The 12807-nt window shown below is 39.5% G+C and carries 12 protein-coding genes, 1 tRNA gene, 1 other RNA gene and 1 pseudogene; 5 read left to right on the top strand and 10 right to left on the bottom strand.

Annotated features, from left to right (window positions below; translation table 11 throughout):
* Positions 1 to 183: 183 nt before the first annotated feature.
* From BGC07_RS01130 to BGC07_RS21390, 7 genes are all read right to left on the bottom strand, one after another.
* Positions 184 to 495, bottom strand: a complete 312-nt coding sequence (locus tag BGC07_RS01130) for a hypothetical protein (protein WP_069311634.1) — start codon at positions 493 to 495, stop codon at positions 184 to 186.
* Between the two features lie 37 nt (positions 496 to 532).
* Entirely contained in the window at positions 533 to 760 is a 228-nt protein-coding gene (locus BGC07_RS01125; RefSeq protein ID WP_069311633.1) for a hypothetical protein, read from the bottom strand.
* A gap of 79 nt (positions 761 to 839) precedes the next feature.
* Positions 840 to 1196 carry a hypothetical protein gene (locus BGC07_RS01120; protein WP_069311632.1) on the bottom strand — a complete coding sequence of 119 codons (357 nt, stop codon included), beginning with the start codon at positions 1194 to 1196 and terminating at the stop codon, positions 840 to 842.
* Between the two features lie 73 nt (positions 1197 to 1269).
* Positions 1270 to 1366: signal recognition particle sRNA small type (gene ffs / locus BGC07_RS01115), an RNA gene on the bottom strand.
* 15 nt (positions 1367 to 1381) lie between these two features.
* A tRNA-Ser gene (locus BGC07_RS01110) sits at positions 1382 to 1472 on the bottom strand.
* A gap of 80 nt (positions 1473 to 1552) precedes the next feature.
* Entirely contained in the window at positions 1553 to 2323 is a 771-nt protein-coding gene (locus BGC07_RS21395) for a methyl-accepting chemotaxis protein (RefSeq protein WP_235602816.1), read from the bottom strand.
* A gap of 7 nt (positions 2324 to 2330) precedes the next feature.
* A complete protein-coding gene (locus BGC07_RS21390) occupies positions 2331 to 3263 on the bottom strand; it encodes a HAMP domain-containing protein (RefSeq protein WP_235602815.1) in 933 nt (310 codons plus the stop codon).
* A 161-nt stretch (positions 3264 to 3424) separates the two neighbouring features.
* On the opposite strand from BGC07_RS21390, the gene BGC07_RS01100 reads away from it, so the two are divergent.
* The 5 genes from BGC07_RS01100 to BGC07_RS01080 all read left to right on the top strand — a co-directional run bounded on the left by BGC07_RS01100 (position 3425) and on the right by BGC07_RS01080 (position 9089).
* Complete coding sequence (locus BGC07_RS01100; protein WP_069311631.1) at positions 3425 to 3964, top strand: DUF2975 domain-containing protein; 540 nt, start codon at positions 3425 to 3427, stop codon at positions 3962 to 3964.
* Between the two features lie 360 nt (positions 3965 to 4324).
* Complete coding sequence (locus tag BGC07_RS01095) at positions 4325 to 4732, top strand: hypothetical protein (protein ID WP_069311630.1); 408 nt, start codon at positions 4325 to 4327, stop codon at positions 4730 to 4732.
* Between the two features lie 105 nt (positions 4733 to 4837).
* Positions 4838 to 5653, top strand: a complete 816-nt coding sequence (gene xthA, locus BGC07_RS01090) for an exodeoxyribonuclease III (protein WP_069311629.1) — start codon at positions 4838 to 4840, stop codon at positions 5651 to 5653.
* A gap of 146 nt (positions 5654 to 5799) precedes the next feature.
* Positions 5800 to 7308 (top strand): sodium-dependent transporter, encoded by a 1509-nt coding sequence (locus BGC07_RS01085; RefSeq protein WP_069311628.1) that lies wholly within the window; start codon positions 5800 to 5802, stop codon positions 7306 to 7308.
* A 260-nt stretch (positions 7309 to 7568) separates the two neighbouring features.
* On the top strand, positions 7569 to 9089 hold the full coding sequence (locus tag BGC07_RS01080; RefSeq protein ID WP_069311627.1) for a hypothetical protein: 1521 nt from the start codon (positions 7569 to 7571) through the stop codon (positions 9087 to 9089).
* A 37-nt stretch (positions 9090 to 9126) separates the two neighbouring features.
* Here the strand turns inward: BGC07_RS01080 and BGC07_RS01075 are convergent, their stop codons facing one another.
* The 3 genes and pseudogenes from BGC07_RS01075 to BGC07_RS23745 all read right to left on the bottom strand — a co-directional run bounded on the left by BGC07_RS01075 (position 9127) and on the right by BGC07_RS23745 (position 12260).
* Positions 9127 to 9981 (bottom strand): methylenetetrahydrofolate reductase, encoded by an 855-nt coding sequence (locus BGC07_RS01075; protein ID WP_069311626.1) that lies wholly within the window; start codon positions 9979 to 9981, stop codon positions 9127 to 9129.
* Positions 9974 to 12052: pseudogene (gene metE, locus BGC07_RS01070) on the bottom strand (5-methyltetrahydropteroyltriglutamate--homocysteine S-methyltransferase). Before metE ends, BGC07_RS01075 begins: the two are co-directional and overlap by 8 nt.
* Before the next feature lie 7 nt (positions 12053 to 12059).
* Positions 12060 to 12260, bottom strand: coding sequence for a hypothetical protein (locus BGC07_RS23745; RefSeq protein WP_394332102.1), 201 nt, complete (start codon positions 12258 to 12260; stop codon positions 12060 to 12062).
* Positions 12261 to 12807 lie beyond the last annotated feature (547 nt).

Here is a 12807-nt window from a genome sequence, read left to right as displayed (position 1 = left end):
TTAATCATTTTTATTCTATTTATAGCTAGTGGCCTTACCCCTCAAGGCAACTACCTACACGCTTTTTTATAGCCACAATCTAAACTACGCACTTGCTTTGAATGAACTTGAAACATAAGCATAGGCCTTTCTTTATCTTCGTTACAAGAGTGAGCAAAGAACTTTTCATCTTTTTTATCTGCACTATTTAAAAAGGTATCCTTTACCTTCACTTTTAGCACCAAATCGAGCATAATGGCGCACATCTCTCATGCGAACAGCTCCACCATCAGGGCGAATCTCTCGTCGAAGCAACTCATTTTCAGGGAGGTTTAGAAGTTGAACAAGTTTATTTCCAGACATTGTTGTATTTTTAGGATGAAAAAATCCACTTTTTTGGCGGATTGAAACAGCAAAGCAAAGATCCTGTAATGAATCACAATCGCCAACATCACCTCTTTTATCTACCGATGTTTGAAGCGTGTTAAGCTGCTCTCTTATCGATATGAGTTGCAATTCTTTTTCTGCGAGTTCTTGACCTTCGACACTGGGTTTATTCTCTAAATAAAGCTGAAGTAAGTCTTTTTTTTACAGCCTCATTTGGAGAGCATTTTATAATCCTCTCAACGATTTGAGCAGCTGTTAAACCCGCCATTTCCATCGCTTTAATAAGATATGATTTATCTCTATTTGGATCGTCATCTCTAGTGACTAATAAAAATTTATAGCCAGCGCCAACTGTTGGCTCTCTGTAACGAGGATTATCATCAACTAGAATCACATTCGCCCTCGAACCGCCTGGAGAAATACTTCCAGCTCGATCAAGGTATACGTTCTTTGACTTTCCCGTCTTATCCCCATCAACGCCGGCTGCAATAATTTCCCCGTGCCTTTTTTAGCAAGTAGTTACGATCATCACCAAAGCATTCATCCAAAGCCTGATACATTTGGGCTTTCAAAGCACCATCAAGACCGATGTTTTTATAGGCACACCGCTGCGAAGCGGGGACTGAAATCACCCCATTGTCGTGCAATATTTTAAATACTGTTTCTAGATGATATCGATAAGAAATATAAACACCCGTAAGTCCCTGAAGCAGATTCTCTGCAAGAATATACGTATCACTATTCTTAGAGTCAAAGTTAAATCTAGTATTATTTATTGGCCCATCAAAATCCCAAAAGACCATCACAGGATATTTTTCATCAGCAGGCATCACTAAAGCTCTCTAAATTTATAACAGAGTTTTAGATGGCGATTCTAAGGAACATAATGAATTAGGGCGGCGGCTTCTTCAGCCGAATCCCGGCACACACATCAATCACTACCGCTGCTTCCTTCCGGACCTGACGGGGTTCACAATCTAGTGTTGCGAGAGGACCAAAAAAGCCACCATCGACTTGGCGGAGAGAGAGGGATTCGAACCCTCGATACGCTATTAACGTATACACACTTTCCAGGCGTGCTCTTTCAACCGCTCAGACACCTCTCCAAACAGGGCAATCTTACAGAAGCATTTTTAAAAAGGCAAGCAATTATTCAATAAAACAATAAGATTAAACGAGATCAAGCCTAATCAACTTTAAATTGCTTCATTAGGGTGAGTAAACGATTGGTCAATCCATCCAACTCGACGCTGGTTCCGGTAATATGTTGAGCACCCGACTCTGTCTTCTTAGTTAAGCGGTTAATATTACGGATATTTGCATCGATTTCCTGAGCCGCGGTACTTTGCTGATAAACAGATGAAGCAATTGACTGCGTCTGATCATTCATCATATCTATCGCATCCAAAATGACAAAAAGAGATTCGCGCGCATCGGTGGCATATTCAGTACTCACCCGTGCACGACCCACCCCCCGCTTCATGACATCTGTTGCTTTCTGAGCACTGGCTTGTAAAGCATGAATCATCTCACCCACTTCTTGCGCTGAGTTTTGTGTACGCTGAGCAAGCACTCTCACCTCGCTCGCAACCACAGCAAAGCCACGACCTTTCTCACCGGCACGCGCTGCCTCAATAGCTGCATTTAAGGCCAACATGTTCGTCTCTTCAGCAATATCCTGAATTACATCTAGGATACTTTCAATATTCTGGCTTTGCTCCCATTGAGAATCTATCGCAGCCGAGGCCTCTTCAACCTCATGAGATAACTCTTCGATGGAACCGATACTACTTAACATGACCTCACTGGTATTCTCTGCGACATCTTGAGCATCTTCGGCAACCTGAGCTGCAAACTCACACTTTTCAGTCGATGCATGCATGGTACTAACAATATCATGCACAGAAGTTGCTACATGCTGAGTTTCTGTACTTTGGTGCCCTGAAATATTATTCATCTCATCACTAAATTTTTTTCAGACCCGTTGCCGCGCTCGCTAGATTATCAACTTCGCCTCGAATCACAAGGACCATGCGTCGAAGTTTACCAACAAAATCATTAAAGTGTTGGGCGACCTCGCCAATTTCATCTTCACTTTTAATCGTCAGCAATGTGGTTAAATCCCCATGCCCTTCTGCAATATCTTTTAACTTATTGCCAAGCTCTCGCATCGGATGAACAACGAACTGATACAGCAAGATTCCCGTGACAACAAGAACCAAACCAATAACCAATATATTTTGAAGCAACATATGTAAAAACAATGTATACAAACTCGCCCGCATTGCTTCTAATGTAAAAACAATATCCACCGTACCAATACGTTCTCCATCGACAAGAACGGGTCGCTCTTTGACTTCTAAACCGTATTGTTTTTGATAAGCATTCAGTCTTTCTTGCAAATAATTTTTTGCTTTCTCAGGCAAGCTCTCTAACCCTTCATCAGATGCAATTTCCCAACGGTTATCAACACCTTTTTTAAAATACCTCCCTTGGTCATCCTTTGAAATGCCAAGCTCTCTTATTTTTTTCTCTGTTAATTGAGCCAAGTCTTTCGACCAACTCCAACGTGAAGCAAGTTTATCTTCTTTGCTGATTCCAAAAACAGAAATTTTTAAAATTGTTTTTTCCTTCAAGAAAGAACTGACAACGGTCTGAATTTGCTCCTCATCGACATTATAAACAGGCTCTCGCAAGACTAATGTCAGCAAATCAACCAAAACATCAACACGCTGCTCAGTACTTTCTATTAAGCTACTTTTTTGACGTTGATATTCCACATAGGTCAGTCCCAGCATGCAAATTGACATGACAACAAGCAAAACAACGACTAGACGTGCTAGCAAACTTTTTCTTAGCACTTTGCGTGGATGTAAGAGAAGGTCATACCGCCTCATAAGCACACTTTCTCAATGCCCCAAATCAGGAACCATTTAGCCATAAGCTAAAGTATAGCTATCTTTCCTAAAACACAGCGAAAGCACCAAAGTAACAACAGTTAATTTGAAAATCAGGCAGACTTCATTAAAATGGAGGCTAGAGAAGAGAGAGTGCTTAAATGGAAGATGTAACCTTACGTAAAATAAAACGTGTCAGTTTTATTATTCAGTGTGTGTGTTGGCTGATTATCATCGCCTTACCTATTCCTTATGTAGTTTATTGGCTTTACAACGGCGCTTGGGCGCTACGTCCTGCCAGTTCTTTATCTGTATCCACGATTGTCGAGTTAGGTTATCCCCTACGCTCTTTGATTTTCATCACCTCATTCCTACCTGCAACCACCTATATGCTCGCCTGCTATAAGCTGATTCGTATCTTCAAAAACTACGCAGTGGGAAAAATTTTTGTTTTAGACAATGTCCGCCATTACCGCCACCTTGGTATTGCCTCATTACTCTGGGCAATCTTTACACCCATTTCAAAATCCCTGCTCAGTGTCTTAACAACCTACATGAATCCACCAGGCTATCGCTTTTTCAGCCTACAGCTTAACGATGGTACTGTGATTGCCATTTTTATCGGCTTGATTCTTATTGTTATTTCTTGGGTTATGCGTGAAGCCTGTCAACTTAAAGAGCAACAAGAACTCACGATTTAAAATTTACCTAACCTTGACACTTTCTCTAAAAACATCACCAACATCATATTTATCAATAAGTTAAACAAAAACCATCGCAAAATTCACCCCCATTTATTATTGCTAAACAGTAATAAACACACAAAAGTCGAACATTAGTTATTGTAAAACGATAAGTGCTGTTGTATATTGACTATACAACATATCGCACTGTTATTGCACACTCTCTCTAATGCGGTGACTATGTTGGAATACACATTAAGGGCTTAAGCGACGCAAGTCGCTTTTTTTTTGCCTGGAGTTTAAAATTCAATCTACAACAACCGAATGAAAACCACTCGCCAATATGGAAATAACAGAAATAGAAGCAGAACCAACCTCATGACACATAAAACTCAGTTGCGCTTATTTAGCTTGATCACGCTCATCATCGCCTGGGCGCCAGTGATCATCAGCAGCATCGAATACTTACTTTTACCCACAAACGCTTTCACCCCTAGTAAAGAAGCGGTTATTTTGCTTTTTTTGCTGGTCACCTCCCCTATTGCACTCTTCTCAACACTATTGTGCATTATTTTCTATCTGATTAGCACAGACAGACCTCAAGCCTTATTGTCTCAACTTTTCATCCTCTGGAGCCCCACACTCGTTACAGCGGTCTCTTGGCTTAGCCATAAATTTTCTGCTAATCCAAGCACGGTACTGATAACCCCATTAATTTTATATCTGGCAGTTATTGCGATGCTACTGTCAATTGCCTTTTTATTTATTCGACGTAAAAATCAATAATCCAACAACCACAAACACACCGTCCATAGTTGCAATTTCTAGTACAAACCGTATTCTTACAGGCGCAATACAATTAAATAACTCACAAAGAGATTCAGACTACACATGAAAGTCATTTCGTTTAATACCAACGGTATCCGTGCCCGCCTTCACCAGCTCGAAGAACTCATCAACAAGCACCAGCCTGATGTCATCGGCATTCAAGAAACCAAAGTGATGGACGAAAACTTTCCGATTCAAGCCATCAAAGAACTCGGCTACCACGCTTATTTTTACGGGCAAAAATCCCACTATGGCGTGGCTTTACTCTCCAAGCAACCACTCAACAATGTCACTAAAGGCTTACCCCAAGAGCCAGAAGACGCTCAACGACGTATGATCAGCGGCCAAATAGAACTTACGAATGGTCAAACCCTCACTGTTTTAAACGGCTATTTTCCGCAAGGAGAATCTTGTCACCATGAAGTCAAATTCCCCTATAAAAGACAATTTTATAAAAACCTACATCAACATCTTCAAGAAGATTATGCCTCAGATGATTTAATTATCGTCATGGGTGATTTTAACATCTGCCCAGAAGACATCGACATTGGTATCGGTGACCAAAACGCCAAACGCTGGATTAAAAATGGCTCTGCAAGCTTTCTCCCTGAAGAGCGTGAATGGTACCAAAATATTCAAAACTGGGGCTTATACGACAGTTATCGTAAATTTTTTGGTGATAGCACAGCATTTTATAGCTGGTTTGATTACCGCAGCCGAGGCTTTGACCGCGAACCTCGACGCGGCCTACGTATTGATCATATTCTTGCCACCGCCCCGACTTTAGAATACTGCACTGATGCGGGTATCGACTATGACATTCGCAGCATGGAAAAACCCTCTGATCATTGCCCAGTGTGGGCGGAGTTTAAGCTGTAAGTACACACTTGAATCAAAAATTAAGAAGTTACCAAGCTAACTTAAAAATAAAATCTCTTTTATCTTTATCAATAAAATGCTAATAATTTGATAAGAATGAGAGGTTTATCCTATACAGCCTCTTGCCTACTCTACTGGAGGCCTTTATGAGCACGGATGTTCGACAAAAGTTTTCATCTCCCTGGGTTTTTATCCTTGCCGCAGTCGGTTCTGCCGCAGGGTTAGGTAATGTCTGGCGTTTTCCTTATCTTGCTTACGAAAATGGCGGGGCAAGTTTTTTTATTGCCTATTTAGTCTGCTTGGCCATCGTTGGCTTCCCCTTTTTATTATTAGAAAACGGTATGGGACAAACCACATCTAAAGCCGCTCCCGGTGCAATGGGTGAAGTGAGTAAGAAATATAATTTACGCTTCATCGGCTGGATGGGTGTGCTGGTTTCGATGTTTATTCTAAGTTATTACATCGTCATCGCCAGCTGGGTCACCAACTATGCCATTAACTCACCGGCCATGCCCTGGCAAGCAGACAGTAGCCAGTATTTTTATCAAAGCTTTTTAGGGCTCACCGACAGTATTACTCAAAAAGGTGCTTTTAACCTCTTAACCTTTGTCTTTGTCGTATTTTTATATATGGCATTATTTTTTGTTATGCGCCAAGGCACTCAAGGAATTTCTGGTGTCGCTCGTTTTATTACTCCGATTCCTTTTGTTTTATTAATGCTTCTAGCCATTAACTCATTATTTTTATCTGGATCAGCCGCTGGCTTAAAGTTTTTCTTTTTACCCGATTGGTCTAAATTATTTACATTAAAAATATGGGCCGCTGCTGCCGGGCAAGTCTTTTTCACTCTCTCTTTAGGCGCAGGGATGATGTTTGCCTATGGCTCCTTACTCAACAAAAAGGTTAATTTAAAGCGTGCTGTTTTAATTATCATTGCAGGCGACACTTTGTGCTCTCTCATCGGCGGTACCGCAATTTTCGGTGTCCTCGGCCACATGGCGGTCTCTCAAGGCGTCCCTGTCACCGAAGTCGTCAAAGGCGGCATCGGTCTGGCATTTATCGCCTATCCAAAGGCACTGAGCTTATTGCCTTTTATTCCGTCTATCTTTTCACTTGCATTTTTCTTAGCTTTACTTACGTTGGCTTTTACCTCAATGGTATCCCTGGTAGAAGCGGCTGTCGCTCCAATCATTCAAAGCAAACCCTCATTAACCCGCACTAAAGTCTTACTCGTTTATTTTGCGATAACTTTGTGCTTTGGCTTATTATTTATGCGTGGCAATGGCCTTTATATGCTCGATATTGTCGACCATTTCACTAGCGGCTATATGATGATGTTTGTCGGCATGCTTGAAGCGATTATTATCGGCTGGTTCTACCCAATCAGCCAACTACGTACCAACCTGGAAAACAATAGCCAAACAAAAATTTCACAAATCTTCGACTGGCTTATTAAGCTTGTTATTCCACCTATTTTGGCTTTATTGCTCTTTAGTCAAATTCATACCGACCTAGCTCATCGCTATGGTGATTACCCCATGGAATATTTAGTCTTTTATGGTCTAGGCGTGATGGCCTTCGTCTTTATTATGAGCATCGTACTCACACGCTCTTTGCCTAATGGTAAACTCGCCCCACCTCCTGCAAGCGCTTAAATTAATAATAAAACAAACCAAAAAGCCCTCTGGGGCTTTTTTAATCACTCTTTTATCGACCAAAGCGCCCTTTAATATCCAATCGGCTAACATATCATATTATTAACACCTAGTTACACAAAACAACTTTTAAAACACGAAATCACAATAAAATAATAATGTTTAACATGTTGTTATTGGTATTCAAACAGTTAAATGATAACTTGTTCACCCTTAACAAATAGTTAATATCCCATTCAGGGAACTTAAGGATTTATTGAATGAAAAAGCATTATCTTGCGTGTGCATTTTCTGCATCTTTACTTATTATTGGCTCAGCTAATGCGCAACTCAACCTCTTAAACTACACATCTACTAGTGGTTACGTTCCTCAAATAGGGGGAGGTTATTCATCTGACACACAAAACCCTGCTCCTGTAAAATGCTTTAATGTCACAACAGACTACGTCGGTAACAAGTCAAATTTAATAAATTTAGGTGACAATATTAGTTTTAGCCAACTTGAAAGCTCATTAAATATTAATGTCTCTGGAAGTGGCTCATATGGTCTGTTTTCAGCAAGTGCATCAGCTAACTATTTACATCAAGTAAAAGAAGATAATTATTCTCGCTCTTTCAGCTACAGCGAGTTAATTAACTTTCCTGTTTCTCAAATTAATCCCGCAGGTTACAGCACCTCTTTACTTAATAATTTTGGTCGCCAAGTTTATTCCGATCCAGAAAATTTCCGATTAGTTTGTGGAGATGAAATTATCACACAAATCTCAACAGGAGCCAGTCTTTACATAACAATGAAAATGAACTTTTCTTCCAAAGAGGAAAAGACACAGTTTGATGCTGAAGCAAAAGGTAGTTACTCACTTTTTAATGCTTCAGCCAAAATGCAAGAAATTATTAAAAAATACAACATGAGCGGTTCAGTCGCACTTTTGGCCTACCAAATCGGAGGAGACCCATCCAAATTAGCTAATATCTTCAGCAAATCACCTTCTGGTGGGTATTATATTACGAGTTGTAACTTTAAAAATCTTGGAAACTGCACAAGTGCGATTAATGGCTTCTTAAGTTACGCTCATGATGACTTCTCTAAGCAAGTCTCGATGAAAGATGGTAATATAGCAGGTAATGCTGTGCCTACAGGCCCCTATGAACACGGAACCTTATCTATGTTTGGCCTAAATACTGGAAAAACACTGGCCACACCAGAAGTACTTCAAGCTCGTAAAGAACTTGCTAGCTCCTATATAATAAACACAAACTATTTAAACCATATCAACCATTTAATTGATTTAACTTCTGGCTATGGTCAACTTACCGCCACACATTCCGATTTACAAAGCCTTCAACAAAAGTTGGCTCAGAACTCTCTAACGTTAAACAACGCTGGCTCCAGCTGTTATCAAAACCCTAGTTCTTGCATCAATGCTACCAATCAAGCTAAATCCAATTTAATTGATATATCAAAACAAATAGAACCATATAAATATCAATGGACATATACAGACACATATGGTGGCACAACAACAGCTATGCACTTGCAAAGCCATGAACTATTCATAGCTCAAGGTAGTAACCCTGCTACTAGGCCTGCTGTAATTTCTAATGTCTTGGAAGAGAGCCCAACTAATATTCACTTCAAAGGCACTTGGCAAGCAGATGGAAATTCATGTGATTGGAAAGGTACAGGAACAACAGAAGGGAGCTCCATCATATATAAAGGATACGAGAGCTGTGCTCATGGAGGAACACCATTCATTCTCACAAAAACCCTAGTCCAATAAGAACATCAAGCAGCCTCCTCGGCTGCTTTTCCCCTTTTTATGCACTACTCTTCAACCGCTCTCCTAACCCTAAATTATTCAATATTTCTTGCACTGGATCAATTTGATTAAGTGTATATAAATGCAATCCTGGCGCGCCGAATTTAATTAAATCTTCACATAATTTAGTAACTATTTCTATGCTAAATAGCCGTTGAGATTCACTGTCTTGATAAGACTGCATGCGCCGATGTATCCAAAGCGGAATCTCTGTTTGGCAAAGCTTTGATATTTTAAGCAATTTATCATAATCATTAATCGGCATAATCCCTGGGATAATAGGAATATCAATTTTATATTTACTACAAATGTCGATAAAATGGTAATACGCATTCGCATCAAAAAAATACTGTGTAATCGCTCGGCTTGCACCATTGATAATTTTATTACGAAAATAGCAAATATCATCAAAGGCATTGCCCGCTTCGGGATGAAACTCAGGGTAAGCCGCGACAGTAACTTCAAAGGCATTACCATAATAATTTTTAACGAATTTTATTAAATCACTGGCATAAGGAAAATCTGAATGACAATCTTCACCAATCGGTAAATCCCCTCGCACAATAAGTAGCTGATCAACCCCTAGTACACGATAGGTATTTAATAAGGTTATTGCCTTATCTTCTGTTAAATTCATACAAGACAAGTGAGGGACAATACCGTAACCTGCCGCTGTAAGTTGCTCGACAGTGAGTAAGGTATTTTGTTGATCGCTGCCACTTGCACCATAGGTCACTGAAAAATATTGTGGGTTAAAGCGACTAAATTCTTCACACAGCGATGACAATCGTTCTCTCCCCTGGCAAGCACCAGGAGGGAAGAACTCAAAACTTAACGCTAACGATTTATGCATAGCGAGGCCCTTGTTCAGCCACTTCATAGCCTTCTCGGACCTGCTTAGCCGCAGCAACAACATTAACTAAGGCCGCTGAAACCTCTGGCCAAGTACGTGTTTTCAAGCCGCAATCTGGGTTGACCCAAAAGCGTTCTATCGGCAAATATTTCAAGCCAGCTTCTATACGCTGACTGATACTTGCCACCGTTGGAATATTCGGCGAATGAATATCATAGACGCCTGGGCCAATTTCATTCGGATAATCAAAGTCATCAAAAGCCTGTAATAAATCCATATTAGAGCGTGCACACTCAATAGTGATCACATCCGCATCTAGCGCAGCAATTTGCTCAATAATGCCATTAAATTCGGAGTAGCACATGTGAGTATGAATTTGTGTTTTCGCACTCGCTCCAGCCGCTGCTATTTTAAAAGACTGGATTGCCCAGGCAAAATAATCATTCCATTCTTTTTTCTTCAAGGGCAATAACTCTCTTAACGCCGGCTCATCGATTTGGACCAACTTGATTCCTGCACTTTCTAGATCTTTCACTTCTTCACTTAATGCAAAAGCAATTTGATTTGCGACTTTCGCAAGTGTTTTATCTTCACGTACAAACGACCAAGCTAAAATAGTGACCGGCCCTGTCAGCATGCCTTTTACTGGCTGATAAGTTAAGCTTTGCGCATATTTAATCCACTCAACGGTTAATGCACCAGGACGATTGACATCAGCATAAATAATCGGTGGCTTAACACAGCGTGAACCATAACTTTGCACCCAACCATGCTGACTGGTGACAATGCCTTCAAGCACCTCACCAAAATATTCCACCATATCATTGCGCTCAGGCTCACCATGAACCAAAACATCCAATCCTAATTTTTCTTGAGTCTCTATTGCATATTTAATAAAAGCTTTAATTCTCTCTTGATAAATACTTTGAGAGATCTCGCCTTTTTTAAACTGTGCTCTGACTTGGCGAATTTCCTGAGTCTGCGGAAAAGAGCCTATTGTTGTCGTTGGCAATAAAGGCAGATTTAAATTAATTTTTTGTAATTTCTGACGTTCACTAAAAGGCGCTCTCGCTTGATAAATAGGCTCTTTGTTTTCTTGGTTGACATTATGACAACGTAAATCTTGAAGAGCTGTCAGTTTAACTTTATTTTCTAAAATCTCTGTTTTAATTGCCTGTAACCCCTCTGATAAACCTTTAGCAATACAAGCTATTTCATTTAACTTTTGATTCGCAAATGATAGAGCACCAATGATTTTAGCCGGTATTTTTGTTTCTTTATCTTTATCTAAAGGTGAATGTAACAATGAGCAAGAAGGAGCGATCCAAAGGTTTTCACCACGTTTTTGATAAAATGGTGCTAATATTTTGACTTTTTCTTCGATATCACAACTCCACACATTATTACCGCTGACAACCCCCACAGAAAGTACTTTATCTACCGGCCAAACTTGATCAACGAATTCAAGCTGCTTGGGTGCTGAAACAGCATCGATATGAATGCCTTGTATATTCGTTTCTTTGAGTTGATCAATGTATGAAGTGATCTCACCAAAATAGCTCGTCAATAAAACCTTTATTATTTTAAAGTAAGCTTGACTATACACTGTATTAAAAGCTTTCAGCCATTTTTTAGGCAAGTCCAGTGCAAGAATAGGCTCATCAATCTGCACCCACTCTATACCTGTTTCTTTTAATTCTGTTAATAATTGCTGGTAACAACTTAATAAATTATCTAATAAATCAAATTTATCGGAGCCATCAGTGGTTTTTCCAAGCCATAATAAAGTCAGCGGCCCAACAATCACCGGTTTAACCTGTTTATGGGTTTTTTGTGCTTTTTTTGATCTTATTCACTAAGCACTCTGAATGAAGTGTAAATTTTTGATGTTTTTATATTCAGGAACGATATAGTGATAATTAGTATTAAACCATTTTTTCCATTTCCCCTGGCTGCACACTTTGCTCCCCACTTGCTTTCCACGAGCCGCAGCAAAGTAGTGATCTAATACATTTTCATCGATGCTCTGACAACGCTCTGGTAAAACTCCAAAAAGAACACAATGATCCAAGATATGATCATAAAAACGAAAAGTCGCCGGCTGTAATATAATCAAGCCCTACCTCTTTTTGGCGTTGCCAATTTTCGATGCAAATCTCATCACCCACACTAAATAATTCTTCATTACTAATATCACTTTTCCAATAGGATTCTTGTGCTTCTTTTAGCTCTCGATTTTGGCCAATACGTGGGAATCCTAAAATATGTGTAATTGGCATGTTGCCTCCCTATATCAATGAATGGTCTTCTATAAAATTTAAATTAAAACTAATAATTTCAAGAAAAGTCCTATTAATTTATTTTTATTTCACTTTTTCATAGCGCTAGCAATGAATAAATATTAAAAATTTAAACATCATGTAAGCAACATTAATAAAGCAAAATAAAACTAAACGACTAGCTCATGCACATTCGCTGAGTAAGCAAATATACATCGAATCTATCAGTGTAAGATGTGTGGTGTGGGAAAAAGGTATAGTATTTCATAGTTTGCCCTTGGTTTTACTAGGCTAGGTAAAACAAGGTGGCTACTGCCACGCTTTAGCCGTATTTATTAGGCGCCCGCAATCTGCAATTCAAATCAGCGCACTCTATAACTAAAATGACTATAGCAACCTTAAATTCAAAGCGCAATCCTTTTTAAGGTTTTTTTCCAAAAAATATAAGGAACTAGGCCCAGGGCAGTGACATGAATGTTTTAGGTGCCGATTTTATTATTCTAAATTGATATACATAGAATCAAAATTCTCCAATAACTTAATTTTT

Origin of the sequence: Piscirickettsia litoralis (assembly GCF_001720395.1) — a bacterium.
In the GTDB taxonomy this organism is placed as follows: Bacteria; Pseudomonadota; Gammaproteobacteria; order Piscirickettsiales; family Piscirickettsiaceae; genus Piscirickettsia; species Piscirickettsia litoralis.
Note: the sequence above shows the minus strand (reverse complement) of the source record. Positions and strands in the feature narration are given on the sequence as shown.

What these genes read in the sequence shown, in the direction of transcription:
- BGC07_RS01120 (WP_069311632.1), bottom strand. Translation starts at nt 1,196, where the DNA reads ATGCCTGCTGATGAAAAATATCCTGTGATGGTCTTTTGGGATTTTGAT.
- BGC07_RS21395 (WP_235602816.1), bottom strand. Translation starts at nt 2,323, where the DNA reads ATGAATAATATTTCAGGGCACCAAAGTACAGAAACTCAGCATGTAGCA.
- BGC07_RS21390 (WP_235602815.1), bottom strand. Translation starts at nt 3,263, where the DNA reads ATGAGGCGGTATGACCTTCTCTTACATCCACGCAAAGTGCTAAGAAAA.
- BGC07_RS01100 (WP_069311631.1), top strand. Translation starts at nt 3,425, where the DNA reads ATGGAAGATGTAACCTTACGTAAAATAAAACGTGTCAGTTTTATTATT.
- BGC07_RS01095 (WP_069311630.1), top strand. Translation starts at nt 4,325, where the DNA reads ATGACACATAAAACTCAGTTGCGCTTATTTAGCTTGATCACGCTCATC.
- xthA (WP_069311629.1), top strand. Translation starts at nt 4,838, where the DNA reads ATGAAAGTCATTTCGTTTAATACCAACGGTATCCGTGCCCGCCTTCAC.
- BGC07_RS01085 (WP_069311628.1), top strand. Translation starts at nt 5,800, where the DNA reads ATGAGCACGGATGTTCGACAAAAGTTTTCATCTCCCTGGGTTTTTATC.
- BGC07_RS01080 (WP_069311627.1), top strand. Translation starts at nt 7,569, where the DNA reads ATGAAAAAGCATTATCTTGCGTGTGCATTTTCTGCATCTTTACTTATT.
- BGC07_RS01075 (WP_069311626.1), bottom strand. Translation starts at nt 9,981, where the DNA reads ATGCATAAATCGTTAGCGTTAAGTTTTGAGTTCTTCCCTCCTGGTGCT.
- BGC07_RS23745 (WP_394332102.1), bottom strand. Translation starts at nt 12,260, where the DNA reads ATGCCAATTACACATATTTTAGGATTCCCACGTATTGGCCAAAATCGA.